The organism is Megasphaera massiliensis (assembly GCF_036305205.1).
Taxonomy (GTDB): domain Bacteria; phylum Bacillota; class Negativicutes; order Veillonellales; family Megasphaeraceae; genus Megasphaera; species Megasphaera massiliensis.
Genome location: NZ_JAXIXE010000039.1, coordinates 1 through 22,607, shown reverse-complemented (window position 1 = coordinate 22,607; position 22,607 = coordinate 1). Strand labels below are relative to the sequence as shown.

Below are 22,607 nucleotides of genomic sequence, written 5' to 3'. Positions count from 1 at the left end.
AGATGAGCTTTTTTGTAGTGAAGAACCGGATCCATCTGACGCGGGGCGATTCAGCAGAATTCGACCTGACCATCCGCGACCGGGTAACGGGCAGTGTCTTTATCCCGGGGGACGGCGACCGCCTGACCTTTACACTGAAACGCTTCATTACGGATAAGGACCCTGTCCTCACGAAAACGCTGGGCCAGGGCATCCGTCAGGAGCAGGACAGCTGTGTTCTGGTATTCCTGCCGGAAGATACACGGCATTTATCCTGTGGCCGGTATATCTATGAAGTGAAGCTCGTGCGGGGAACTGGCTATACCGATACCATCATCCCGGCCAGGGATTTTTTCCTGGAAAGGAGCGTGACGGAGCGTGGCACAGAATGAAAGTACTTTAGCAGGCTTTGTTTCCCTACCTCTTAAAAGAAATTCTCTGGTCGGCATTCTTTCCATGCCACAGGCGCCGTCTGAAGCGTACCAGGAAAAGCGAGTCACTCCAACGGCTCAGGAGCAGGTCATCACCGCAGACGGCGGGTATACTGCTCTTTCCAAAGTGACGGTGGCTGCCATTCCGTCGAATTATGGCAGGATCAGTTTCAATGGCTATGAATTAAAAGTCGAGTAAAGGAGCAATCAACATGGCGAAGAACGTAAAAATCAATTCCGTTATCTATGCAGAAGTGCCGCAGGTATCGATTCCCCTGGCAGAAGGGGAGGGCAGCGCGGTCTTTTATGATACCTCTGGCGCTACGGCCTCTTCCGGCGATATCCTGAACGGCAAGTCAGTTTTCCTGGGCAGCGGGTCTGTTATCGGGACGATGACTGACAACGGCGCGGTCAGCGGCAGCATTGCCAAAGCTGATGGCGCCTATACCATCCCGGCCGGCTTCCATAATGGCAGCGGCTCTGTGCGTATCAGCAAAGAAGAACAGGCCAAGCTCGTCAGCGGCAACATCAAGTCCGGGGTGACGGTCCTCGGCATCAGCGGCAAGTCCAGCGTAGTCGATACCAGTGATGCCACCGCCGCCGCGGGGACGATTGTCAGCGGTAAGACGGCCTACATCAATGGTACCAAGGTGACGGGCAGTCTGACGACCGTTTCCGTTTCCCAGGACAGCCTGACGAAAATCCTGACTGTCGAGTAAGGAGGGAAGGCCATGAAGGTAAATGTGACGATAGCCGGAGCCAGTTACAGCGAAGTGCCATCCATCCTGATTCCCCTAAAAAACGGCGGCAGGGCACGGTTCTGCGAAGTGTCTGACACAACGGCGAAAGCTGCCGATGTGGCTAAGGGGAAAAAGTTTTATACCTCAGAGGGTGAACTGGTGACGGGGACGGCTGACCTGTCACAGGCAGATGCACGAAAGACGATAACCCTGATTCAAAAAGAGCATCAGACCATTACGCTTACCTGCAACCATCCGGAGTTATCCTCACAAACAGACTCAGATGGAAATACCGTATATGCTACAACGTATCAGGATACCTTGAGCATCAACTTGAAAGCAGATACCGATTATTATGCGGGGAAAATCACTATCAACGGGGAAGAGCAGGAAAACAGCAGTACCAATCCTCAACTTGCTTATATATCGGCACCCATCAGTAATGGCATGATTGTCAGTGCAACCGACGCCGCCCCGATTCCCACTGTTCCTTTTACAGATGTAAGCCTTACGATGACGGGACAGGGCACGCAGTGGCTGACTGGCCATATGCTTATGACGACGAAGCAATCCCCGGAAAGCCCTAAGATAGTCGGCGTGGGGGCTCTGGAAAATGGAAGCCGTAAAGGGCTGCTGTTCCTGTTGGATGAAGAAAAACGATATGCAGGTTGCAAAGTTGAACTTACGACAGGGACAGGAATATCGGATACCACAGAATTGTTCTATGAGAAAGATGATGATCTGGGGGTCATAATGATTGGGGAAATATCGGATGCTTTGTATTCCTATCTGGCAGAAGCCTCAGCAACAAAGGCAGAAGTGGTATTAACCATTAAGGTGGTGGGATGAGTTTGTTTGAAAAAGTGAATATCCCCGATTGTTTGGTCATCATTGGGCTGGTCACAGCCCTGATCATGGCCATTTTTTATAATCTTAACGAGCTGGCCATGTCCATCGCATCCGGCCTGCTTGGCTATATCGGCGGTACCGTAAAGTCCGCCGCCAACCAGAAAGGAGAAGATAAATCATGAAAGTATTCCTGAATCCCGGCCATGCGCCGAACGGCAATCCTGACCCCGGTGCCGTGAACGGAGAAACGGGGCTGCGCGAATGTGATGTGGCACTGGCTGTAGGTGAATCTGCGGAAAGCTATCTGAATGCCGCTGGTGTTGAAACCGAACTGCTCCAGTCCGACAGCCTGTACGATATCTGCGAAGCGGCGAACAGCAGTGACGCCGACATCTTCGTATCCATCCACTGCAATGCCGCTGAAGCCGAAGAAGCCAACGGCACAGAAACCTGGGCCTGTGCCGGCAGTTACCGTGGCAGCGTGCTGGCCAGCTGCATCCAGAGCCAGTTGGTAGATGCCCTTGATATCACCGACCGTGGCGTGAAAATCGCTACGCCCGGCGTCAACGGCCTGTATGTTCTCACAAACACGGATATGCCCGCCGTCCTGGTCGAGCTGGCCTTTATCACCAATCCTGGCGATGAAGAAATCCTTGCAAACGCCCAGGATGCCATGGCCAGAGCAGTTGCCAGGGGAGTGACAGATTATGAACAACTGATTCTAGGAGGTAAATGACTATGAACCGTGAAGAAATCAAGAAAGCCGTCGCCAATGTCGTCGTAGACTTTGCCAGAAGCGAAGCCGAAGCGGCCATCAAGTCCATTGACCTGGATGATGTCCAAAAACTAGTGGAAGCGCAGATGAAGAACCTCACAGATCCGTTGGAAGCAGAAATCCAGACCACCACCAGCTGGTGGGTGAAGATTCGGAACAGGCTGTATATTACTTTGCTGCAGCAAGCGGTCAAAGCTATTGTGGCTGATGCAAAGCAGAAGATTGCATGAGAAAAGCCGATACGGAACATCGGGAAGGATGTTCCGTATCGGCTTATTTCTATTTATCCAGATAAATATTCTTTCTATGCCCAATTTCAAGAACCAAAACAATCACCTTGGTGTCTTCTATTTCTACAATGATTCGGTAATCACCTACTCGATATCTCCACTGCCCGCTTCTGTTTGCGGTTAATCCTTTGTCATGTTGTCTAGGATCTGAACACCCATTTATGTTTTTCCTCAACCAACTTGTAATCAGGAATGCTGTATATTTATCTAATTTTTTTAATTGTTTTAACGCTCTTTTGGAAAAAAACAACACTGTAATTCATTTCAGATCCAACTCTTTTTCCACTTCATCAAGAGAATAGACTACGGGGTCGGCTTCAAATTCTGCCAAGGCTTCTTTGTAAGCTTTTACATCATGCTCGTCTTCAATTCGTTCTATAACAGAACGTCTCACTAATTCTGATACAGTGATCCCATTGAGTTCAGCATACTTTTCCAATCAAGTTGGGAAAAACTGAAAATTGTTTTCTAGGGTACTTGAAATCATTTCTTTTGTCCTATTACTCCTGAGAGCCAATTTTCAGGAGGTGTTCATTATGACGGATGAACAGAAACAACAGATTACTACTATGCGCCGAGACGGAGCAGGGTATGGGAAGATAGCAGTGATACTCGGTATTTCTATCAATACAGTGAAATCTTTCTGCAGACGGCACAACCTGGTTACCAAGAAGACAACATCAGTCTGTGAGCAATGTGGAAAGCCCATTGAACAGAATCCGGGACGCAAGCGGAAACGATTCTGCTGCGATGCCTGTCGTAACAAATGGTGGAACGCTCATCCCGAGCTGGTGAAGCGGAAGGCGGTCTATACATTCACTTGCCTAAATTGCGGCAAAAAGTTCAGTGTCTATGGCAACAGCCATCGGAAGTTCTGTTCCCATGCCTGCTATGTCGAGTATCGCTTCAGAGATGGTCGCCATGGATAAAAGGTTATTTCGTAATGAAGCAACCTTCCAGGTGACGATGTATCTGGCGAGAGTGATGCTGGCGGAAAAGCTTATCACCGAGAAGGAGTACCAGACTTTCGAGCAGGAGATGCTCCATAAATATCAGCCCTTTTCTGGCGATTTATATACTTGCTAATTGGTTAAAAAAGAGGGATATATAGTGTTGAAAGGAGCTGATTCTATGCGGACTATCCGTAAAATCGAACAAAAAATATCCGGACTGAAACAACGAAAGAAAGTTGCAGCCTATGCCCGTGTCTCCATGGAATCGGAGCGGATGCACCATTCCCTTTCGGCACAGGTCAGTTATTATAGCAAGCTGATACAGAAAAATCCGAATTGGGAATACGCCGGGGTCTATGCGGACTACGGCATCTCTGGGACGGGGATAAAGAAGAGGCAGGAATTCCGGCGGATGCTGGAAGATGCCGAGGCCGGGAAAATAGACATCATCCTGACCAAATCCATCCAGCGGTTTGCCCGAAACACGGTTGACCTTCTGCAGACGGTACGTCACCTGAAAGAACTGGGTATTGAAGTCTGGTTTGAGAAAGAAAATATCCATACCATGAGCGGAGATGGAGAGTTGATGCTGACCATCCTTGCCTCTTTTGCCCAGGAAGAAAGCCGATCCATCAGTGATAATATCAAGTGGCGGTTTCGTAAAAAGTTTGAACAGGGGATTCCTCATGCAAAGTTCTTCGTTTACGGCTATTGCTGGGAGAAAGATAATCTGGTCATCCAACCAGAAGAAGCCGCGATTGTCAGAGAAATTTTTGATGCCTATCTGCAGGGCAGAACCAGAAAAGATATATTACGGGAACTAAAGCGGCGGGAGATCCGCACCATGTATGGGAACTATTTCAAAGATGCCAGTATCAGGCAGATTCTTACGAATCGGATTTATACGGGCGTTCTTGAGATGCAGAAAACCTTTGTGACGGACCCTATTACCAAACGCCAGGCCGTTAATCATGGAGAAAGGAATAGGTATGTAGTGGAATGGCATCATGAAGCCATAATTTCTTCTGATATGTTTGAATGGGTTCAGCAGGAATTAAAAAATCGCAAGGAAATGGGAATGCAGCGGGGCGGATATGCCAGGGATTTTTTGAACACCTCTTGCTTTACGGGGATCATCAAATGTGGCATCTGCGGGAAAAGCTATGTCCATGTTGTTCGGAAATACAAGGGAAGGATACGGGAATACTGGACCTGTGATTCGCATAAGGGCAAGGGGACAAACTGCGGAGCCTATGGCTCCATCCCGCAGCCCGCTTTGAAAAAAGCATGCGCAGCCGTTCTGGGTACAGATGAATTTGATGAAGAACTGTTTGTTCAGCGGGTAAAGAAGATTGTTGTTCCTTCTTATCACACGCTGGTATTTCATTTCAAAGATGGAAACGTTATCACACAGGAATGGAAATCGACAGCCTTAAAGGATATGTGGACGGATGAGCAGAAGAAAAAGCAGAGGCAATGGATGGAAACGTATCATCAGCGTGATACGTCCGGCCGTTATACCGCTTTTTCGGAATGCATTGTATGTCCTGCGTGCCAGACGAAATTCATACGTTGTCTAGAGAAACGTATGAATGGAAAAGTGGCTTATTGGCGGTGCCGGGGAGAACATAGATGCATCCATGTAAGAAGCATCAAAGAAGAATGGCTGCAGCGTATGGCAGCAGAAACAATGGGAAAATTGGAATTTGATGATACAGCATTTAGAGCACAAGTGCAGCGTATTGAAGTACAGGATAACGAAACATTGCTGTTTCAATTTAACGATGGTCATACGAAGGAGGTGAAGTTGCCATGAAAAAAGTGCAGGTAATTCCAGCTACACTGCGGAGTTATACGAAAAAGCTGATGGACAGTCAAAAAAAGAGAAGGGTGGCAGGCTATGCACGGGTTTCAACGGATCACGATGAGCAACTTACCAGCTATGAAGCACAGGTGGATTATTATACGCGTTATATCCAGAGCAGAAATGATTGGGAATTTGTCGGGATGTATACGGATGAAGGCATTTCAGCTACGAATACCAAACACCGGAAAGGATTTAAACGGATGATTGATGATGCCATGGACGGCAAAATTGACCTTATCATCACAAAATCTGTCAGCCGGTTTGCCAGGAATACGGTCGACAGCCTGACCACCGTGCGAAAGCTGAAAGATAAAGGAATCGAAATCTATTTTGAAAAAGAAAATATTTGGACACTGGACGCCAAAGGAGAACTCCTGATTACCATTATGAGTTCCCTGGCACAGGAAGAGAGCCGCAGCATCTCTGAGAATGTAACCTGGGGACACCGGAAACGGTTTGCTGATGGGAAGGTCAGTCTGGCATTTAGTCATTTTCTTGGCTATGATAGGGGAATGGACGGAAACCTGATAGTGAATAAAAAGCAGGCAGAAATCGTAAAGTTGATTTACCGTTTGTATCTTAGCGGATACACGTTTCATTCTATTGCAAAAGAACTGACGGAACGTAAGATTCCCACTCCAGCTGGCTGCAAAATCTGGAGAGCTAACACGATCCGAAGTATTCTCATGAATGAAAAGTATAAAGGGGATGCCCTGCTTCAGAAAAAAATCACGGTTGATTTTCTGACAAAAGAGACAAAGAAAAATGAAGGGGAAGTGCCACAGTATTATGTGGAACATAACCATGAAGCTATCATCAGCCCGCAGGTATTCGATTGGGTACAGGAGGAAATCAAGAGGCGGCGTAAAGGGAAAAAACGTTACAGCGGCGTATCCATCTTCTCCAGTAAAATCAAGTGCGGCCAGTGCGGCGGCTGGTATGGGGCCAAGGTCTGGCATTCGACTGACAAGTACCGGAGAACTATATACCGCTGCAACGATAAATTTAAGAGACACTGCCAGACGCCGCACCTGACAGAAGATGATATCAAGGAAGCCTTCGTCCGGGCTGCCAATCGACTCATTGAAAACAAAGCGGAAATCATAGATAACGTTACCTTGCTGAAAGAACGGCTTACCGATACAGAAGCCCTGGAAGAGGAACGGGATAAGCTCAGTACAGACTTGAACCTGCTGGCCGACAAGATACAGCAGCTCATAGCCGAGAACGCCAGGGTCGCGCAGAACCAGGATGATTATGACCGGAACTACAACGAACTGGTCAGTCGGTATGAAGCAGCGAAGACGCAGTACGACAAGACCTGTGAAGCCATCCAGTATCGCAAGGCCCGGAGCCGTCAGATGGACAGCTTCATCAAGGAGCTTAGGAATCAGGATCTCATTAAGGAGTTCGATGCCCGGCTGTGGGGCAGCCTGGTGGATTTCATCACAGTGTACAGCAAAGACGATATCCGGGTGACCTTCAAGGACGGGACGGAAATCAGAGCATAAGCAGGAAAAAAGGATTACGGCAGAGAATCCAAGAGGAAACGCAGGATTCTCTGCCGTATTTTTGATGAAGAAAATCGGAATATGATATAATAGTAAGGGTTTCAGGTGTGCGAAGTTTGAGTGAGATATAAATGTTTGGCGAAATATTTTTGCGTGATGGCCCTCTCTGCCCATCGGCAATACCGATGCTATCAAGCCCCTTTAAAATACTAAATTATCAAAAATTCGTTTTGCCGCCTCCGCAATCATAGCGTCGTCAGATTTTGCATTTTTTTCCGTGCGGCGCGACATTATCGCCATGACAATGGGTTTGCGATTGGGCGGATAAATCACGGCAATATCATTCCGCGCCCCATAATCGCCTGAACCGCTCTTGTCGATAACTTTCCAACCTTGCGGAGTTTCTGCCTTGATAAGCGTGTCGGTTATGGAATTGTCGCTCATCCAATCAATCAGCAGTTTTTTCTTGTCGTCGCTCAAAATATCGCCGAATATATAGACTTGCAAATTTTTTACCATCTGTCTCGGCGTGCTAGTATCACGATTATCTTTTGGATTGAAAAGATTAAGTTCAGGTTCATTTCGCGCAGGTTTGGTAGTTTTGTCGCCAATATTTTTAAGTGCCACCTTGAAATTTTCCACGCCGCCGATCTCCTGCAAAATTAAATTTGCCGCCGTGTTGTCACTCCACCTGAGCGATGCCGAACAAATTTCCGCCAGCGTCATGCCATCAGCAACATGGTCTTTGGTGATTGGCGCGTAGGACAAAATATCTTCCGCCGAAAACTTACGAATTTCATTCAAATCGGAGGTATTTTTTTGTCTTAGCAATTCTGCAGCCGTAAAAACTTTGTGTGTCGAGCAGTAGGAAAAACGCGTATCAGGTTTGTAGCAAATTTTTTTTCCATTCTCCATGTCAACGGCGTAAACACCAATCACGGCGTTATATTTATTTTCCAGATCAGCAAGATTTAATTTCTGCCGCGCTTGACAATCCTGAAGGCAGAAAACCATCAAGCCACAGATTATCAAAAACAAAAAACAAAATTTCTTCATAATAACCTCCTACTATCTGTTGAACGACCCGCCAAATTCAACGGGTCGTATTGGCTCAATAGAGCGTGATCATCAGCAATTAGCACTCTTATTGCCATTACTAATACATCACTTCATACAATCAAAGATGCAGTCACTTGCACTTGTCAACAAAAATTGGACACAAAACTAAAAAAATCAGGCATAAAAAACGAATCGATGTACAAGATTCATCAACTTTTCTGACATCCTTCAAGCTTGTTAGACAAACCATGCCATCGATAATGCAGACGAGATCAGCAGATGGGCGTGTGACGTTCCCGATACTGCTTCGGCGTCAGGTAGCCTAAGGAATAGGCTGGCCTCTGTTCATTGAAGAAAAGAATGTAGTCATCCACCTCCTCCTTGACCGGTTTCTCGCCGGTCACATGCAAGTCCATGAACAGCTCCGCCTTGATCCATCCATTGATGGACTCCATAGCGGCATTGTCTGTGGGGGTCCCGGCACGTGACATGGATCGGGTGATGCCGTACATGGGCAATAGCTCGTTGTAGGCTTTGGAGGCGTAGACCGATCCCTGGTCAGAATGGAGAACCATTTGGTGCTCCGGATGCCGTTTTTGCCACTCAATCAGATTTTCCAGTCCGCTGATGTAAGTCATGCGATCACCGCGTTTTGCAGAGAGGGAATGACTGACAATCTCATTGTTCCATAGATCCATATAAAGAGTCAGTTCATGGTAGATGCCTTTCACATAAAAAGCGGTCATATCACTCACGATGCACTGCATTGGCCCATCGATCTGCATTTCAGACATGAGCAGGTTGGGAAATATCCGCGCTGGATCGCCAGCCTTCTTGTACCTGTAGTGCTTGGATTTGCTCTTGATTCCCGCAATCCTACAGCATTTGTGGGCATAGGGATCGGACAGGACAATCTCTTTGTCCAACCGTATCTTGGCGTTCAGCCAGCGATAGCCGTGCGATGGATACTTCCAATGGTACTCCTGGAACAGCAGGACGTTGCTCAAAAGGCGCTTTTCTTTGCCCGACGGCTGAGAAAGATGTTTTTTCCAAGCGTAGAAACTGCTCCTCTGGATGCCCATTGTCTTGCAAAGAAGCTTCACCGGAATTTCTCCGGATAGTTCCATGATTACTTGATAATCTTGTTGCCGTACAGAATTACAGTACCATTAAACCGTACCCTTTGTCAAGGACATTTTCAAAAGAAAGAGAGAAGCAGCGACCCCTTTTGGAATCGCTGCTTCTTATTTTTTATTAAATTATCTTCAATGGGTAAATACCCGTTTTTATATACTCATAATACTCGTTTGGGGATAGCTTTGCTAACTTCCATTGGTATCTGTAGTTGTTGTAATAATCCATCCACCTATCTATTTCTAAACGCAGAGACTCAAAATCTTTGCACTCAGATATATGGATTTCATCCTTCATGTGCCCGTAAAAGCTCTCCTGAGGTGCATTATCCCAACAATTACCTCTTCTCGACATAGATTGCCTTAAATTAGCATCGTTAACAAACTGTATAAATTTATAACTCGTATAGTGTGAACTCTGGTCCGAATGAATAATAGTCTCACTAGAAAGTTCGCTTCCATGCCTAGCAAGCACCATATTAACACTTTCCAACACGAAATCTATTGCCAATGAATCACTAAGACAATATCCAAGTACTTGCATCGTATAGGAGTCTAGAATTGTAGATAAATAACAGTATTTATCATTCAATGGTATGTAAGTTATATCTGTTAACAATACTTTTCTAGGTCCATGTGCTTTAAATTCCCGGTTCAAAAGATTAGGTGCTACCTTGTTGGTCCTCAAAGCTCTTGCTATTTGCCGATAGGGATTAGGCTTTCTAATAGGGCATCTCAGATTATATTTCACCATTAATCGTCTTATCTTTTTTAGGTTCATAAGTACCGGCTTCTCTAAATGCAATAGCCTCATATGTATGCCCCGGATGCACTTATCATACCCCTTAAATTTATATGCCTCTAGAATAATACTAAAGTCTTCCCTATCTTTTTGCTCCTTGGCATTACGAAATTCCATGTTGCTTAACCAATTATAGTATCCAGATCTAGTAACATGAGCAAGTTTACATAAATGGACTATTTTCAATCGATTATCTGGCCTAGATACCAAATTATGAATTAATTGAAACTTTCTATTTGCTAGCCCCAAAGCTATTTCACGCGCTAATCTGATTTGTCCAAGCAACACATTTTTTTTAAGAATTCAACCTCCTGTCTAAGATAAGACAATTCATACTGCATGGATGCTATTGTTGCCTCTATTGGTAACTCGCTGTAATCTTTATTCTTCGGCGGAGTTTTTATCTCTCCACCAACACCTTGAGTAAGAGACTTTCCGGATTCTATCGCTTTTTTTAGCTTAAAAGCAAAATTATTAATTCTGTATTGTCCCAAAAGATCAGGATCATACCCTAACTCCCTAAAAATAGACACTGGTGAAAAGCCCTGAATATATAGTTTCCAAAATGTCTCCTTAAACTCTACCGTCAACAATATCATATTATCAGTGACCCTGTATGTATAGGGGTTTTTACGCAACAATAGTTTCTCCTGTTCCGTAAAGCGCTTAACAGTCATTTTGAGCACCTCCGCTTGGTATTCATAGTATAACATTCAGTTTGGAAAAAAGTTGCTCAAAAACGATTTTAGACAATCAAAAAGAAAAAAATGTCCATTTTTTAGGATTTACCAAGAGAAAGCTGTCCAATACTTGTTTTTTTCTTGCTAAATGTCCCAAAATAGTAATTTTACAAATATAAAATCTATTCATATAGAATATACTCTTTTCATGTCCATATCACTTTCTATACTCTCTCTCAAACTGTCTATGACTATGGGTACATTATACATCCCCCTTCACCTCGTAGCCTTTTTTTAGCCGTGCCTCGGTTATCTTGGCCTTGATTAGTTCCTGGATAAGTTCTTCCTTTGTCATCGCCTTCAGTTCATCCAGCTCTGCCGGAGCTTTCTTGAACGAGGGCGCACAGATGCTTCTTCGTCCCTGCTTGGGCGGCAACTGGTTGGCATCCCGGTACATTCTCATGTAATTCCGTGCCGTCTGCTCATTGATAACGTATTCCTCTGCAGCTTCATACCGGCTGATTTCGCCGTCGTAAATGCGGCGGCCAATGTCCAATCTCTGTTCTTTTGTGTACTTCACGGCAAACCTCCTGTCCTGTGAGGGAGAATTTCTGTCCGATAATTAATTTCGTACTATCCGTACAGTATACACCGTATGTCCAAAAATTACCCCCTCCGTGTCCAATTTTAGTTTACCACTTCAAGATTCACCACAAACCAAACACGAGAGGTGCTACGTGATGTCTCAATTATACACCAGTCAGCCGACAGTTAACAGACTCCTGACGACTTTTTCTTCCTTGTTCCCATCTGCGACGAGACGGACGCGCCATCTGCTGGCGTGGTTACTCATTGCTCAACTGGCTCTGGAGTCGGCGCCGTCGGTGCGCTGCCTGTTCCGGCAGTTCCTATCGAAGCAGACGGACGCATCGCTCAACAGCTATTACCGCGCCCTTGGCAACGGCCTCGTCACGGATGCATCCATTCGCCAGGCCTTGGCGCTGCAGGCGCTTGCCATAGTGCCAGAGGCACTGCGGCAGGAGCCTATCCTGCTCAGCGTGGACGACACGTCCATTGCCAAGTGGGGCAAGCACTTCGACGGTGTAGGCATCCTGTACGACCACGCCAAACACGATGGCAAGTCCTATTTCAATGGGCATGCCTTCGTCAGCCTGACGATGAGCGTGCCGGTCCTCCATGAGACCGCAGGCAAGCAGCAGATCCGTTATATCGCGGTGCCGATTGGCTACGTCATGAGCAACGGCGAAGCCTCGAAGCTGACACTTGCCTGCCAGCTTCTCGATGAAGTCATGCCAATCCTTGAAAAACGCCAGGTCATCCTGCTCTTCGATAGCTGGTACGCCAAGCGCGAGTTGCTCGCACATGCTCTCAGCTATCCGAATCTCAATGTGACCTGCAATGCACGCCACGATACGGCCATGTTCGAGTTGCCGGATTCGACGGCAGGCCGTCGCGGCCGTCCACCAAAGTACGGTAAACGCTTGATGCTGGACGAGATTGCCAATGATCTCACGAATTACCTTTGCCGGATGGACAACTATTTTGTTGCTCACCGTCTGGTGAAAACGCGCATCTTTGGCGACCATACCGTCCATGCCTATGTGACGCTGAGCAAGAGTGGCTCGTACCGTCTCTTTTTCAGCACCATAGATCCGATGGCGCTGCACATGAGCATTGCTTGGCAGGAGAACAAAGGGCTCCGCAACACCAGCTCCAAGCATATGGCGATTTACCCGCTCAAGCTCTACAAGCTCCGCTGGGGCATTGAGACGAACTACTACGAGCAGAAGATGTTCTGGGAGCTCGGCAGCTACAAAGTTCGCACAAAGACTGCGATTGAGCATCTGCTGAACCTAACGAATTCCGGGCACGCTCTCATGAAGATCCTGCCGTATGAGGACGAGCGGCTGAACACCTACCGGGACAAGAGCCCGCAAGAGCTGCGGCACGCGCTAAGCCAGCAGATCCACAAGGAAGTATTTTTCGCCACTTTGGTGTCCAAAGCCCAAAGTAGCATAAATTCAAGCACATTGCTCAAGGCTTTGCAAGCATTGGCTTGGGGCGATGAGCAAGCGGCTTAAAAGCTGTAAACTGTTGTATAATAGTAGAAAATTATGGAACTCAGGGACGGCAGGTGAAGCGACAATGGAACGGATTGAAGGAACAGTTACAACGGCAATATCGTATGCCAAGAGTATCGATGAGAAAGCGAGGGAACAAATCCGCCGCATGTGCAGCTATGAGCTGACGAAGGGGAGCCGGGTGCGGATTATGCCGGACGTCCATGCCGGGAAAGGCTGTACGATTGGTACGACGATGACAATCACAGACAAGGCAGTACCGAACATCGTCGGCGTGGACATCGGCTGTGGCATGTATACGATTGCTCTTGACAAGCAGCCGATTGATTTTGCCAGACTCGATGAAGCGGCTTACATCGTGCCTTCCGGGATGAATGTCTGGCTCGAGAAGCAGGCTGACTTTGATTTGCAGCAACTCTACTGCTATGACAAGCTGAAGAATCTGTCCTGGATTGCCTGCAGTATCGGCACTCTGGGCGGCGGGAATCATTTCATCGAGGTCGATAAAACCCATGATGGCCGACATTATCTCGTCATCCATACAGGAAGCCGGAACCTGGGAAAACAGGTGGCGGAGATTTATCAGCGCATGGCCGTTGAGCTGAATGCCCATGATGAAACACTGGAAGAACGGCTCTAGCATATCATAGCAGAATACAAGGCGGCAGGACGGCAAAAAGAGATCCAGGAGGCCATCCAGCAGGCGAAGTCAGAACAACGCAGGGAAAAGCTGCCGGAAGATCTTTGCTTTGTCTCCGGAAAATACCTGAGGCAGTATCTGCATGATGTGGCTCTTTGCCAGCAGTTTGCTAGACTGAACCGGGAGCAGATTGCCAAAAAACTGCTGGAAAGAGCTGGCCTTCAGCCCGGCGAAGCCTTCCATACCATCCACAACTACATCGATGTCGATGAGATGATCCTCAGAAAAGGAGCCATCGCCGCACATAAGGGTGAAAAGGTCCTTATTCCCATCAACATGCGTGACGGAAGCATCCTGGCCATTGGCAAAGGCAATGCTGAATGGAATTACTCTGCCCCGCACGGCGCAGGCCGCATCATGTCCCGTACACAGGCAATCAAAGAGCTTTCCCTCAAGGAATACCAGCAGGAGATGGCAGGCATATATACGACATCGGTAAACGAAGGCACCATCGACGAAGCTCCTATGGCCTATAAATCCCTTGATGATATCTTGGATGTCATCGGTGACACCGTGGACGTTATCGACGTGATGAAACCAGTCTATAATTTCAAGGCGGCAGAGGAGAAGCATTTCTAAAGCATCGGGAAGCAAAGTGACATATATGGAAAAACTAGGGTGCATGAAACGGATTGATGACTTGCGGTCTATCTGGCCGCATGAGGAACAGGATTTTTCAAAATGGCTTGCCCAAAAAGAAAATCTGGAACAGCTGAGTGATGCCATTGAAATTGACCTGGAGCTTGAGAAAACGGAATCTCCAGTAGGAAGTTTCAGTGTAGACATCTACGCCCGCGAAAGCGGGAGTTCCCGTGGGATTATCATCGAGAATCAGCTGGAAGATACCGACCATGATCATTTGGGAAAAATCATTATGTATGCGGCAGGGAAAGACGCTGAAATTATAGTCTGGATTGTCAAAAGGGCTCGTGATGAGCATGAACAGGCTATCGGATGGCTGAATCAGCATACGGATGAAAATATTGGTTTTTTCCTGATTGAAATTGAACTCTGGCGCATTGGGGATTCATTGCCGGCACCACGGTTTAATGTTGTAGAACGTCCCAACGAATGGGCAAAAACGGTAAAAGCTGCAGAAACCTTGACGCCACTGCGGAAATTCCAATTGAACTTTTGGCAGCAGTTCTGTGATTATGCCTTCGATAAAGACAGTAAGTTCAGCAAGAGCTTCTCATGCAGAAAGGCTTTCGCGACCAATTGGTACAACCTAAGTACCGGCGTATCATCTGTGGTGGTAGAATTTACAATCAACACATCCCGCCATCGGGCGACAGCGGGCTTGTATGTTGCCAAGGGGAAGGATTGGTATAGGCAGCTGAAAGATAATCAAGATACGATAGAAAAGGAATTAGGCGCTTCCATTGAGTGGTCAGAAGGTGAAAAAGATGGACGTATGCTTTTGACCAAGGAGCTTGATGCGGCGTTTGATAGAAAAGAATATAAAACTTACTTTGACTGGTTCATGGAAAAAGCACTTCTGCTCAAGAAGATAGCCAATCAGTACAACAACGATTGAAGTGAACACGGGGGTGTTCAAAATCCCTGCTATCGTTCGATTGTATCAAATACAGACACCTTTGAGACGACATCTTCACCACCGGTGCGACCCTTGAAGCCTGCGCCAAAGCCTTGAAGCGAAACGGGGCAGCAGAGGTGATCGGTTTGGTCATGGCCAGCGGGGCGCCGTAATATGGAATTATAATAATATAAGCTAGATATCTGCATGGATTTTCGTAATAAATTGACCTCCTAATCGTTTGCTTTTGAGCTGACGTTAGGAGGTCCTTTTCGTATGGAGGTTACAGGGCTTGAAGGATATGTCTCCTCCGGCAAAGGAAATGTTTAAGTTACTGATGGAGGGAAACATCATTCATGGTGGAAATCCTGTACTTCGATGGATGGCAGGGAACGTTGTCATGCGTCAGGATCCATCAGGAAACATCAAGCCGGACAAAGAAAAATCCGTCGAAAAAATCGACGGATTTGTGGCGTCTATTATGGCTCTGGATCGCTGAATCCGTAATGGAGCGATTGGCGGGAGCGTCTATGATGAACGGGGCGTTATTTCGTTTTAAAGACAAGGTTTTTTACCGTGTTATACCATAGTTCGTTTTCGGAATTTGCAACGATAGGTGTGCGGGAAACGACCCTCGTACTTAAGTCCGACAGAGATTTGTCTGTAAAGAAGAAGCGGTATTTATGTGTTCGTATTCCCTGCATTGGCCATTTAATAACTTGTTTCACCCATATATCGCAGCTGTTTTCTTCTTTGTTGTAATTTAAAAAATCGGGAAGAATATAAGTATCGCCATATTTTGCAGTGTTAATTTTTACCCAGTTATAGGGGCTTGCAGTGTAAAGAGGGGGCCTTCCAAGATGAATCGCGATGATGTTCGCTGTGTTGTCCATCCAGCCTTCAGGCGGAATCGGGGATTTTCTAGGCGGTGCTGGGGAGTTTTTAAATGATGGACTGATCTCTCCCGTTTTCGAATCTTTCATGGTGAGCAATAACATGGTTTTATCTTTGTAATTTACCTCGTATTGCATAAGGGTCTCGTCGCCAGTTGGAAAACTGCTTTTAGTCCAGAAACGCGCGGTATCTGTTCCCTGTTCGTAGATAATTTGTTGTGTATTCACGAATACATTTACAGAGGGGCTAGAGCTGAGCAAATGCCATTGTGAATCATTAGCGGAGACTTGAGAAATAAAGCTAAACAATATCAGCACAAAAAAGTGAAAAAACTTTTTATTCATGACAAATCACCTTTTTTCATCGAGATTTTTCATATAGGCACTTTTCGCTTTTTTTCATTATACCGTTTTTTATGTTTTTCTAATAGAGAGAATTCGGAAGTTTCAATGAATATCCCCATTGCATAATATGTATGTGCCTTATATAATATATGGAGCTAATTACTTTTGTTATAGGAGAAAAACTCTATTCTTCATACGGGATGAAATTGGGGTACCATCGTGATTTTTTGGGGTGACTGCTGATGATAAAAAAAGTGCTTATTACAACTATGATGATGACAATACTTTCAATGCCTATTTTGGCTTTTCAGACGTCTTATGAACCAGAAAGTGAGGACGCTGTTTCGTATACCACTTTTGATGACTTAAAGAGTTGGCAAACTGGATTTATAAATTATGCTAAATCCGATGGATCCAATGAATATTGGATAAGGGTATCGGTAAAGATAAAAAAGGAAAAGGTTCTTCATTATTGCACCCTTAATATTGACGGACAAAAATATACCTTATATGCGTTAAATCCACAATATAAACATTTGCGTGCGGGTTCTGCTCCTTTTTATGATATTCATACAGACAGCTTTGCTGATGATTTTCGTGTTTTCGCCAGTGATAGTGTATATTTCCCCTTAAGTTCGGAGTTAGTAAATAAATTGCTGACGGCTAAGGATGTGCGCTTTGAATTTAATCGCATAAGACGATTACATAATCACGCTAAAGTACCTGATGATATGCTAGCGGCATTGCAGAAAAACTATCAGTTAAAATATTCGGATTTTAATAAATACTGGGATCCGAAAAACCAAGATGGAAGTCAAGATTGATTAGCTAATGCTATTCGCCTCTTGAGAAAATGCCGCCAAGCATTCCTTCGAAGATATTTGTATGGGTATCGATTCGGTGGGCGAAATAAATTTTTATTGAAATTCAAAAGCATCTGCGAGAAATTGTAGGTGCTTTTTTGCACCCTTTTTTAGGAGGTAATTTATGAAAATCCCATCCTTTTCCAGATTGTTCCGAACGCGGGATAAACCGCAGGACTATTACATCGGTACGTAAGGAAATAAGACATTTGACTATGCACTCGGGAGCAAAATTTCTTCTATCATTTCACTGTATTAAAGTTAGCGTAGATTGAGACGACATCTTCACCACCGGTGCGACCCTCGAGGCTTGCGCCAAAGTCTTGAAGCGAAACGGGGCAGAAGAGGTAATCGCTCTGGTCATGGCCAGCGGGGCACCGTAATATGGAATTATAATAATATTGGCCGCGAGAGGCGTATATTCGCATAAATTAACCGACCTCCTGAGGTTAGATCTTTGGTCTGACTTTAGGAGGTCGGTTTTGTTTTGCTGCAATGATGATATTGTAGTTGGGGGCTTAGATCTTGATGGAAGTGGCCTTTTAGGGCAGACTATGTTTTGGACAATTCCATCACTTTTTCTTTTAATAATCGGGCGGCCTCTGAAAAGAGTTGATTCTTTTTCCAGATAAAGAAGATGCGGCAGCTGTTTTGGGGTTCTAACGGCCGGAATACGAGCTTTCCGTCTTTCGGGAGGTGGACGAGTCGATCAAGGCAGAGTACGTAGCCGACACCTTCCTCGGCCAAGAGAGAGGCGTTGTAAATCAAGGTGTACGTGGCAATGATATTGAGTTCGCTTTCATCCTTGTCAAACCATACGCCAAGTTCTTTGGCGGTAAGGGCCTGTCGGGAAGCGATTAAGGGGAGCCCCTCAAGGTCAGCGGCCCGAATGGTCGTGTGTGCGGCTAGCGGGCTGTCTTTTCGCATCAGGACGCCCCAGATGTCTTCGTGGGCCAGCTCGATATGGGGATAATCCTGTGGGGGTTCAGGCTGTATCAATACGCCAAAATCCAAGGTGCCTCTCTTTAGCTGCTCTTTTACGACCATACCGTCCATGCTTTGAAACTGATAGTGGATGTTGGGATACTCTTTTCGCAAATCTTGGATTGCGCGGGCTACGACCCTCATGCCGGCCGTTTCGCCGCAGCCGATGCGAACGCTGCCGCTTACGCCTTCCTGGGCGTGGGACAGTTCATCTACGGTTTTATCGACGAGTTGGGCAATTTCTTCAGCTCGTTTTTTGAGCAGGAAACCGGCCTCTGTCAGCGTAGTATTCCGATTGCCTCGGATTAGGAGCTTCACGCCGAGCTCTTCTTCTAAATCCATGAGCTGCCGGGACAATGCCGGTTGGGACACATGCATGGCTTCTGCGGCGTGGGAGATATTTTCCGTTCTGGCGACTGCCAAAAAGTATTTCAGGACACGAAATTCCATTTCCATCACCTCTATCACCATTATAACAGAATCAGGTATGTAATCCAATTATAACCAGATAAATATTATAGGTATTAGTTATTTGTGATGGTCTGTGATATCCTTAATCCATCAACAAGAAAGGAGTGATGCTTTGCAGGTGAACAAGCGTCTTTTGATCTTTATTCTAATGACAGGGGTGTTCGGCATCCTCAATACGGAGATGGGCTTTATCGGGATTTTGCCCTATATTGCCCAGCGTTACGATGTGACCATCGTCCACGCCGGGTTGCTTATCAGTCTCTTTGCCTTGGGTGTTGCTCTTTCCGGTCCCGTTATGCCCCTTGTTTTCTCCCGGTTCAACCGTAAGTATGTCATGCTGTTGGTGCTGGGACTCTTTACGATATGCAATACCATTTCTGTTTTTGCTTCGAATTTCAATCTGCTTTTGGTCGTGCGGATCATTCCGGCCTTTTTCCATCCGGTCTACTGCTCCCTGGCGTTTACGATGGCAGCGGAGGTAGCCGGTGTGAAAGCGGCGCCGAAGGCGGTGGCAAAAATAAACATCGGAGTGTCGGCGGGCATGGTCGTCGGGGTTCCGATCAGTAATTTTCTGGCGGAACATATTTCTCTATCCGTTTCCATGTCTTTCTTTGCCCTTACGACGTTTTTCGTCATGATGGCGACGGCCTTCTTTGTGCCTTCTATGCCGGCAGTCGGGCGTTTGTCTTATGGCGAACAATTGGCTGTGTTGAAAAAGCCCATGGTTTGGGCCTCTATCTTTGCCATTCTGTTCTTGAACGGCTCTGTCTTTGGTGTTTTCAATTATTGGGCCGCCTATCTGGCAAGTGTAGTCGGGCTGGCGCCGAACCTTGTCAGTCTGCTCTTGTTTGGCTACGGCCTTTGCAATATCTTTGGCAGCATGGCGGCCGGACACCTGCTTTCCAGCCGGGCCGAACAGACGGTGAAAGTATTTCCCTTCTTGCTGGGAGCTGTGTATCTCCTGTTTCTTACGGGAGGGGACAGCGGCGTGATGGTGGCCGCCCTTACGATTTTTTGGGGAGTCCTGGCCGGTATCAATGCCAACATCAACCAATTCTGGCTCTCCCACGCGGCGCCGGAGGCTCCTGATTTTGCTAACGGCCTCTTCCTCACAGCCGTCAATATCGGAACCATGGCTGCTACGACCGTAAGCGGCATGTTTATTGATTCTTTTGGTGAAAAATTCGTCGTTTACGGTGGATTATTGTTCCTGGTGGCAGCGGCCGTTCTTTTTTGGGGGCAATGTCGGAAACGCAACATGAATCCGGTCCTAGGAATCGATGTATCATAAGTAATAGATATAATTATAAAACATATCAAAATATAAGATAGAGGTATTTGTTATACTTTGAGGCTTCCGTTTATAATGGAGTCAAGATATCTTATTTGAATAATACATGAAGCTAATTTTTGATGATAAAGGAGACAATACTATGTTGAAAAAAGTAATTCAAACGACTTCGATGGCAGCTCTGTTGGCTGCTGCTATTACGGCTACTTCTTTGGCAGCCTTACCTGAAAATGCAACGACCGTATCTGTACCGGGGCAAACGATCCAGTTGGAACAGAAATGGGATAAGATATTCCCTCAGTCGGATAAGGTGGATCACCGTAAAGTAACCTTTCAAAACCGTTATGGATTTACCCTGGTAGGGGATCTGTATGTGCCGAAAAACGCCCAGGGAAAATTAGCCGCCATTGCCGTAAGCGGTCCTTTCGGTGCCGTAAAAGAACAGGTCAGCGGTCTCTATGCACAGACCTTGGCCGAACGTGGTTTTGTGACCTTGGCTTTTGACCCTTCCTTCACCGGTGAAAGCTCCGGCAATCCGCGCAATACGGCGTCTTCCGATATTAACACGGAAGATTTCAGCGCCGCTGTCGACTACCTGGGATCCTTGGATATGGTAGACCGCGACAAGATCGGTATCTTGGGCGTTTGCGGCTGGGGCGGTTTTGCTTTGAATGATGCCATCCAGGATACCCGCGTCAAAGCCGTGGCTACCAGCACGATGTATAATATGACCCAGGTCATGGCCAATGGCTATGAAATTACCATGGATCCCCAGGGGCAATACGATCGTGTAGCCCCGCAGAGTGCAGACGCACGGTACCAGATGAAGGAACAGTTGAATAATGCTCGCTGGGAAAGCTCGAAACACGGCTATACCGACTTAGCTCCGGCCAATAATCTGGATCCGGAAAAAGATATTACATCGGAAACGCCGAAGTTTGTCGCCGAATATGCTAATTTCTATCGGACCAGCCGCGGCTATCATCCGCGTTCGGTAAACTCCAATCCCAATGGTTCCTGGGCGACGATCATGCCCCTTGGCCTTATCAATATGCCCATCATGGAATACGCCAAGGAAATGCGTACACCGACGCTGATTGTGGCCGGTGAAAAAGCCCATTCCCGTTATTTCAGCGAAGATGCTTATAACGCCATCGGTTCCAAGGATAAGGAACTCTATATCGTTCCCGGTGCCAACCATACGGACCTCTACGATAATACCCAGAAAATCCCCTTTGATAAATTTGAACAGTTCTTTAAAGACCATTTAAAATAATGTTGCTGTAAGTGAAAGGCCTGATTCCCTAAAATCAGACCTTTTTTGCGCAAGGGAAATCTTACTGAGATGGCGTATCCGTAATGGAATGCATTTTCTTGCCGGAGATAGGCTATTAAAGAAAATTTTCCATACGATCGAAGTGTCTGGGGATTATGAGTCGTCGGCAGGAATGGGCGTCAGGGATAGGTTTTTTTTCGCTGCCATACGTCTGGTTCAGGCGTGATATAGTCGACATTTGTCTGTGACGGTCTATTCCTTCTGAAAAGGGAAGGTTATGGTCATACCGGAACGGTATCTGTTGTCGAAAGGCGGGAAACTTTGTATAATGGACATAAAAGAAAGGTGATGCTTAGATGCCTACGAATGAAACGATTACCGCGGCGCAAAACGCCAAACGCCATCAGCGGGCATTGAACATTATCAAACGATGGCGCCTTATGGATGACGATTTCATGAAGCGTTGTTTTAAGGACAACATTCCGGCTGTCGAATGTATCTTGCGAATTATTATGGAAAAGCCGGATTTACAGGTACAAACGGTGCAGATTGAGGATACGATTCCCAACCTTTCCGGTCATGGGATACGGATGGATGTGCATGCCACCGATTCGACGGGAACGGAATACGATATCGAAGTACAGCGTGCCGATAAAGGCGCGGGAACGAAGCGGGCCCGTTTCAACAGCAGCCTGCTCGATCTCAACAGCTTGAGAAAAGGCAGCGACTATGAACAACTGCCGGAAAGCTACGTCATCTTTATTACCGAAAACGATGTTTGGCAGCATGGCTTGGCCCGTTACCATGTCAACCGGATCATCGAAGAATTGAACCGTCCCTTTGAGGACGGCAGTCACATCATCTACGTCAATGGCAATTATAAGGGAAATGATGACATGGGCAAGTTGATGAACGATTTTCGCAGTGAAAACGTAGAAGACATGGTGTTGGAACCGTTGAAAGAAACGGTCCATCGTTACAAAAACAACCCGGAGGAGGTGGCTGTTATGTGCGCAGAACTTGAAAAATGGAGCCTTGAAGAACGTCAGGAAGGGCGCCTGGAAGGTCGCCAGGAG

Annotated in this window: 25 protein-coding genes and 2 pseudogenes; 18 read left to right on the top strand and 9 right to left on the bottom strand. The window is 46.4% G+C overall.

Annotated features, from left to right (window positions below):
- Positions 1–2: 2 nt before the first annotated feature.
- From UCI88_RS08390 to UCI88_RS08360, 7 genes are read left to right on the top strand one after another with little or no spacing between them, the layout of a single operon-like run.
- Positions 3–371 carry a hypothetical protein gene (locus UCI88_RS08390; protein ID WP_039899497.1) on the top strand — a complete coding sequence of 123 codons (369 nt, stop codon included), beginning with the start codon at positions 3–5 and terminating at the stop codon, positions 369–371.
- Positions 358–609 carry a hypothetical protein gene (locus tag UCI88_RS08385; RefSeq protein ID WP_009014528.1) on the top strand — a complete coding sequence of 84 codons (252 nt, stop codon included), beginning with the start codon at positions 358–360 and terminating at the stop codon, positions 607–609. The genes UCI88_RS08390 and UCI88_RS08385 overlap by 14 nt, the downstream gene beginning before the upstream one ends.
- A 13-nt stretch (positions 610–622) precedes the next feature.
- The gene (locus tag UCI88_RS08380) at positions 623–1,129 is read left to right on the top strand and encodes a hypothetical protein (protein ID WP_009014527.1); all 507 of its coding nucleotides are present in this window, start codon (positions 623–625) and stop codon (positions 1,127–1,129) included.
- 12 nt (positions 1,130–1,141) lie between these two features.
- Entirely contained in the window at positions 1,142–1,999 is an 858-nt protein-coding gene (locus UCI88_RS08375) for a hypothetical protein (RefSeq protein WP_009014526.1), read from the top strand.
- Positions 1,996–2,181, top strand: coding sequence for a hypothetical protein (locus tag UCI88_RS08370; protein WP_009014525.1), 186 nt, complete (start codon positions 1,996–1,998; stop codon positions 2,179–2,181). The genes UCI88_RS08375 and UCI88_RS08370 overlap by 4 nt, the downstream gene beginning before the upstream one ends.
- On the top strand, positions 2,178–2,735 hold the full coding sequence (locus tag UCI88_RS08365; protein WP_009014524.1) for an N-acetylmuramoyl-L-alanine amidase family protein: 558 nt from the start codon (positions 2,178–2,180) through the stop codon (positions 2,733–2,735). Before UCI88_RS08370 ends, UCI88_RS08365 begins: the two co-directional genes overlap by 4 nt.
- Before the next feature lie 2 nt (positions 2,736–2,737).
- Positions 2,738–3,004 (top strand): hypothetical protein, encoded by a 267-nt coding sequence (locus tag UCI88_RS08360; RefSeq protein WP_227079534.1) that lies wholly within the window; start codon positions 2,738–2,740, stop codon positions 3,002–3,004.
- 49 nt (positions 3,005–3,053) lie between these two features.
- Here UCI88_RS08360 and UCI88_RS08355 read toward each other — a convergent pair whose 3' ends face one another.
- Both UCI88_RS08355 and relB read right to left on the bottom strand, forming a co-directional pair.
- The gene (locus tag UCI88_RS08355) at positions 3,054–3,317 is read right to left on the bottom strand and encodes a type II toxin-antitoxin system RelE family toxin (protein WP_009014522.1); all 264 of its coding nucleotides are present in this window, start codon (positions 3,315–3,317) and stop codon (positions 3,054–3,056) included.
- 6 nt (positions 3,318–3,323) lie between these two features.
- Complete coding sequence (gene relB / locus UCI88_RS08350; protein WP_009014521.1) at positions 3,324–3,503, bottom strand: type II toxin-antitoxin system RelB family antitoxin; 180 nt, start codon at positions 3,501–3,503, stop codon at positions 3,324–3,326.
- Between the two features lie 413 nt (positions 3,504–3,916).
- On the opposite strand from relB, the gene UCI88_RS08345 reads away from it, so the two are divergent.
- The 3 genes from UCI88_RS08345 to UCI88_RS08335 are packed head-to-tail and all read left to right on the top strand — an operon-like array spanning position 3,917 to position 7,395.
- Positions 3,917–4,150, top strand: a complete 234-nt coding sequence (locus UCI88_RS08345; RefSeq protein WP_165477694.1) for an SHOCT domain-containing protein — start codon at positions 3,917–3,919, stop codon at positions 4,148–4,150.
- A 45-nt stretch (positions 4,151–4,195) separates the two neighbouring features.
- A complete protein-coding gene (locus UCI88_RS08340; protein WP_009014518.1) occupies positions 4,196–5,833 on the top strand; it encodes a recombinase family protein in 1,638 nt (545 codons plus the stop codon).
- The gene (locus UCI88_RS08335; protein ID WP_009014517.1) at positions 5,830–7,395 is read left to right on the top strand and encodes a recombinase family protein; all 1,566 of its coding nucleotides are present in this window, start codon (positions 5,830–5,832) and stop codon (positions 7,393–7,395) included. Before UCI88_RS08340 ends, UCI88_RS08335 begins: the two co-directional genes overlap by 4 nt.
- Positions 7,396–7,596: 201 nt before the next feature.
- Here the strand turns inward: UCI88_RS08335 and UCI88_RS08330 are convergent, their stop codons facing one another.
- The 5 genes and pseudogenes from UCI88_RS08330 to UCI88_RS08310 all read right to left on the bottom strand — a co-directional run bounded on the left by UCI88_RS08330 (position 7,597) and on the right by UCI88_RS08310 (position 11,649).
- Entirely contained in the window at positions 7,597–8,451 is an 855-nt protein-coding gene (locus tag UCI88_RS08330) for an extended-spectrum class A beta-lactamase ACI-1 (protein ID WP_006555379.1), read from the bottom strand.
- A gap of 275 nt (positions 8,452–8,726) precedes the next feature.
- Positions 8,727–9,590: pseudogene (locus tag UCI88_RS08325) on the bottom strand (IS3 family transposase); the annotation flags it as partial.
- 118 nt (positions 9,591–9,708) lie between these two features.
- Positions 9,709–10,677: an IS3 family transposase gene (locus UCI88_RS08320; RefSeq protein ID WP_009014515.1), complete on the bottom strand. Its 969-nt coding sequence runs from the start codon at positions 10,675–10,677 to the stop codon at positions 9,709–9,711.
- On the bottom strand, positions 10,653–11,066 hold the full coding sequence (locus UCI88_RS08315; protein ID WP_039899495.1) for an HTH domain-containing protein: 414 nt from the start codon (positions 11,064–11,066) through the stop codon (positions 10,653–10,655). The genes UCI88_RS08320 and UCI88_RS08315 overlap by 25 nt, the downstream gene beginning before the upstream one ends.
- Positions 11,067–11,331: 265 nt before the next feature.
- On the bottom strand, positions 11,332–11,649 hold the full coding sequence (locus tag UCI88_RS08310) for a hypothetical protein (protein ID WP_009014513.1): 318 nt from the start codon (positions 11,647–11,649) through the stop codon (positions 11,332–11,334).
- 160 nt (positions 11,650–11,809) lie between these two features.
- Here UCI88_RS08310 and UCI88_RS08305 point away from each other — a divergent pair, with 160 nt between their 5' ends.
- The 4 genes and pseudogenes from UCI88_RS08305 (at position 11,810) to UCI88_RS08290 (ending at position 15,907) form a co-directional block, all read left to right on the top strand.
- Complete coding sequence (locus UCI88_RS08305; protein WP_006555382.1) at positions 11,810–13,171, top strand: IS701 family transposase; 1,362 nt, start codon at positions 11,810–11,812, stop codon at positions 13,169–13,171.
- Positions 13,155–14,450 (top strand): annotated as a pseudogene (locus tag UCI88_RS08300) (RtcB family protein). Before UCI88_RS08305 ends, UCI88_RS08300 begins: the two are co-directional and overlap by 17 nt.
- A 43-nt stretch (positions 14,451–14,493) precedes the next feature.
- On the top strand, positions 14,494–15,408 hold the full coding sequence (locus UCI88_RS08295; protein ID WP_226885084.1) for a DUF4268 domain-containing protein: 915 nt from the start codon (positions 14,494–14,496) through the stop codon (positions 15,406–15,408).
- 292 nt (positions 15,409–15,700) lie between these two features.
- Positions 15,701–15,907 (top strand): terminase TerL endonuclease subunit, encoded by a 207-nt coding sequence (locus UCI88_RS08290; protein ID WP_256179324.1) that lies wholly within the window; start codon positions 15,701–15,703, stop codon positions 15,905–15,907.
- 46 nt (positions 15,908–15,953) lie between these two features.
- On the opposite strand, the gene UCI88_RS08285 is transcribed toward UCI88_RS08290, so the two are convergent.
- On the bottom strand, positions 15,954–16,646 hold the full coding sequence (locus UCI88_RS08285) for a hypothetical protein (RefSeq protein ID WP_256179323.1): 693 nt from the start codon (positions 16,644–16,646) through the stop codon (positions 15,954–15,956).
- Between the two features lie 242 nt (positions 16,647–16,888).
- Between UCI88_RS08285 and UCI88_RS08280 the strand changes: the two genes are divergently transcribed.
- Positions 16,889–17,470 (top strand): hypothetical protein, encoded by a 582-nt coding sequence (locus UCI88_RS08280; protein ID WP_256179322.1) that lies wholly within the window; start codon positions 16,889–16,891, stop codon positions 17,468–17,470.
- A gap of 591 nt (positions 17,471–18,061) precedes the next feature.
- On the opposite strand, the gene UCI88_RS08275 is transcribed toward UCI88_RS08280, so the two are convergent.
- Positions 18,062–18,943 (bottom strand): LysR family transcriptional regulator, encoded by an 882-nt coding sequence (locus UCI88_RS08275; RefSeq protein WP_256179321.1) that lies wholly within the window; start codon positions 18,941–18,943, stop codon positions 18,062–18,064.
- 169 nt (positions 18,944–19,112) lie between these two features.
- Between UCI88_RS08275 and UCI88_RS08270 the strand changes: the two genes are divergently transcribed.
- The 3 genes from UCI88_RS08270 to UCI88_RS08260 form a co-directional block, all read left to right on the top strand.
- Positions 19,113–20,255 (top strand): MFS transporter, encoded by a 1,143-nt coding sequence (locus UCI88_RS08270; RefSeq protein ID WP_302357275.1) that lies wholly within the window; start codon positions 19,113–19,115, stop codon positions 20,253–20,255.
- Between the two features lie 142 nt (positions 20,256–20,397).
- Positions 20,398–21,531 carry an alpha/beta hydrolase gene (locus UCI88_RS08265; RefSeq protein ID WP_256179320.1) on the top strand — a complete coding sequence of 378 codons (1,134 nt, stop codon included), beginning with the start codon at positions 20,398–20,400 and terminating at the stop codon, positions 21,529–21,531.
- A gap of 356 nt (positions 21,532–21,887) precedes the next feature.
- On the top strand, positions 21,888–22,607 hold a 720-nt coding region (locus UCI88_RS08260), incomplete at its 3' end, for a PD-(D/E)XK nuclease family transposase (RefSeq protein WP_330024172.1).